This window comes from Colwellia sp. MB3u-55 (assembly GCF_014076785.1).
Classification (GTDB): domain Bacteria; phylum Pseudomonadota; class Gammaproteobacteria; order Enterobacterales; family Alteromonadaceae; genus Colwellia_A.
The window spans coordinates 1-2863 of sequence record NZ_JACGUS010000040.1 but is presented as its reverse complement, the minus strand read 5'-3'; the positions used below and the strand labels follow the sequence as shown (position 1 = coordinate 2863).

General features: G+C 33.5%; 4 protein-coding genes. All 4 read right to left on the bottom strand.

Annotated elements, in window-relative coordinates; translation table 11 throughout:
• Positions 1-275: 275 nt before the first annotated feature.
• Positions 276-866 (bottom strand): hypothetical protein, encoded by a 591-nt coding sequence (locus H4J66_RS01085; RefSeq protein WP_182169446.1) that lies wholly within the window; start codon positions 864-866, stop codon positions 276-278.
• Between the two features lie 449 nt (positions 867-1315).
• Positions 1316-2122 carry a hypothetical protein gene (locus H4J66_RS01080; protein ID WP_182169443.1) on the bottom strand — a complete coding sequence of 269 codons (807 nt, stop codon included), beginning with the start codon at positions 2120-2122 and terminating at the stop codon, positions 1316-1318.
• 81 nt (positions 2123-2203) lie between these two features.
• The gene (locus H4J66_RS01075; RefSeq protein ID WP_182169441.1) at positions 2204-2572 is read right to left on the bottom strand and encodes a hypothetical protein; all 369 of its coding nucleotides are present in this window, start codon (positions 2570-2572) and stop codon (positions 2204-2206) included.
• A 118-nt stretch (positions 2573-2690) separates the two neighbouring features.
• Positions 2691-2863, bottom strand: a 173-nt coding sequence (locus H4J66_RS20695; protein WP_182169438.1) for an energy transducer TonB, incomplete at its 5' end; no start/stop codon positions are given.

The following is a 2863-nucleotide window of genomic DNA, read 5'->3' as shown; positions in this document are numbered from 1 at the left end:
AACATAGACTGAAGACAGGTGCCACGACGAAATGAGTAAGGTAGGCGCTGCTAACTAATCAGTGAGTAATCGACGAATATCAGCATGATAACCGACAAAATTACTTGCTTCATTCTATGCGTTAAATCACTTAACACTAAAAGTGAAAACAATGGTTCTGAAATTAATGAACAAGGTTCAGTGTATTTAACTTGACGTGGGGAGTCATACCAACGCCTAAATAACAGGCTGAAAATAATGGGCTAAAATAGAGCGAAGCGAACAGCCCGCTGTTTTTAGTCCTTGTTGATTTTCTTGTTAGGTGAATGTAACTCAGAAAGTTCAGACATTCTTTGGTTAAAGTTAACTTTATATTTTAAACCTGTATCCCAAAAGGTTCTAAATACATCATTATTATATTTCCAACCAGCAGTCTCTTTATGTAAAGGATCTTTTGCCATAAGAACCTGCAAAGAATTTAAATCAACATTATTAGAAATGGTAAGCTGATTTTCTTTGTAATTAGAATTTTCCATTTCATATTTTAATCCAGGATAAATACCATTTGAAGGGACTGAAGGAAAAAAAGCTACATGACCTTTCCTATAAAGTGATTCAGCATCAAATTCAGGGTTTCTAATATTGATTAAGTCTGTTCTTGCTATATAAACTGGATCAAATTGAGCTTCCCAGATCTCACGTTGCTCTTTTGCTTTACCATCCGTATCGTTAATCACATGGTAAGCTTCTGCAAATGGAATCAATGGTACTGAAACTAATAAAGCAGTGACTGTAGCTACACCACCTAGCTGCTGTTTAGTACACCCTTGACTTAAAAATAAAATAAACATCCAAACTATCAGTTTTCTCATAATTTCCTTATTCACCTAACGCCCTATTAAGAGGCAAATTGTAGTTGGCTAAAATGTGTAGCGAAAGCGGAACTAGCCAACTGTAATTTGTCCCACTTGAATAGCTTGTTATGACTGAGTGCGCGCCAAACCAAGCCTTTTAATTATTTGAACAATACAACCAATTAAAAAGTAATCTAAAAACTGACCTGAAAGAAAAAGAATCATTTTAGGAGCAAAATCAGTTTCTTCACTGAAAAAACTTAGAATGAACATTGCTGGAGCAGCCAATATCCTATATCCAGGTAATAACACAGGAACCATGAAGTAATTAAATAGAAAAGAACATAGTCCAATTTCAACACCAATAGCTCAGAATATAGAGGAAAATTTATAATTTAACAACAAAAAATATCGACTCATCATAACGCCTAAATAACGGGCTAAAACTGTTTGCTAAAATGTTAACAAACAGCAAACTGTTTTTAGTCCTTGTTGATTTTCTTGTTAAGTAGACTTTCATCAAAGTCTATTTCCATATATTTCATTAGGCTATCAGTAAACTTTTGACTTTCTTCGTCATTAACATAACTATCGAGTCCCTGAATATTAGCAACTAATTGATCGGTAATTTCCCCGTAAACTACTCCTAACCTAGACTCTAATTCAATGATATTTTCATTCGCCATTGAAGTATTCAACTTAAAAGGTTTGTTTGTACTCATTGGCCCATAGTTTCCTTCCCAAAGAGCTTTACCTGTTTCAGATTTTAATGTTGCTTTAAGTTGAGGAAGAAATATTAAACCTTTTTCGTTAGTGATAATAATACACCAAGGTTCAAGTGTTATAACCTGTTTTTTTAAATTAGAATTTAGATGAATAGATTTAATTTCTTTTTTTAAATCTTGATTATTATTTAGTGAGTTCAGTAGAATCTTAGCTAAATCAAAATTGTCTTTAAGCTCTAATTCTAAGTTACCCTGTAAGTTTTTTTCATTTAAAAGATCGGATGCAAGAACTCCCAGAACTCCAAGGTATTGCCCTACATCATCTGAAGAATTAGACCAATTAGCAACAACAAAGCCTGTACCTTTAATTCTACGATCACCGGGAGCTAAGCTAAGATCGCTCCAATCAATGTTTAGTACATCTAATTTCAATTCTTTATTTGATTCGACAGGGATAGCTCCTCCCTTTTTGGTCGATTGGCAACCTAGAGATAGGAAAATAAAAACTATGATAATGAAATATTTGAAATACACTCTAAAGTATCCTTGTCTACTTAACGCCACATTAAGCGGCTAAAAATTGTTGGCTAAAATGTTGAACGAATTGAAAACAGCCACTTGTTTTTTGTCCGTTTGAATGCCTTGTTAGTTGCCAATTACGGCCTCACCTTGCTTTAATTTGAAATCAACATAACTGTCCATCGCATGAAAGAAAGTTGAATCTCGATTGTTTTTACAATATTCAGTCAAATAAGGGACTAAAACATCTTTATATTCAGCTTTAGAAGCTGGGCTTTTATCCTTTTTGAATTGGATATTTTTACCATAGGTATAGCCAAAAATCCAAGCTGTGATGTTATTTAAACCTCTCGACTTTTTATTCAAACTATCTAACACAACATTACAATTCCACCCGCCATATATTGCAGGACTTTGATGAAAAACATCATTTTGAGCTAGAACAGATGTTGAAGTAAACAAGATGAATAACAATGATACTTTAAAATTACGCATGACAATTCCTTTTGGCAACTAACGCCCTGTTAAGAGGCAAAATTTAGTTGGCTAAAATGTTGAGGAACGAAAACAGCCAACTGAATTTTGTCATGCTTTAACAGCTTGTTAGTGTAATTTACACCTTAAAGTCTAATTGAATTGATTGGCAAATACTGTCAATAGATAAACCATTTTCTTTATACGGATTAAATCGCCACTTTTTAAGTGCTTCAGTTGCTGGCTTTATGAAAAGACCAGACTGAGAAGATTCTATAACACCAATATTAAAGGGCTTACCTTCAGAAGAAA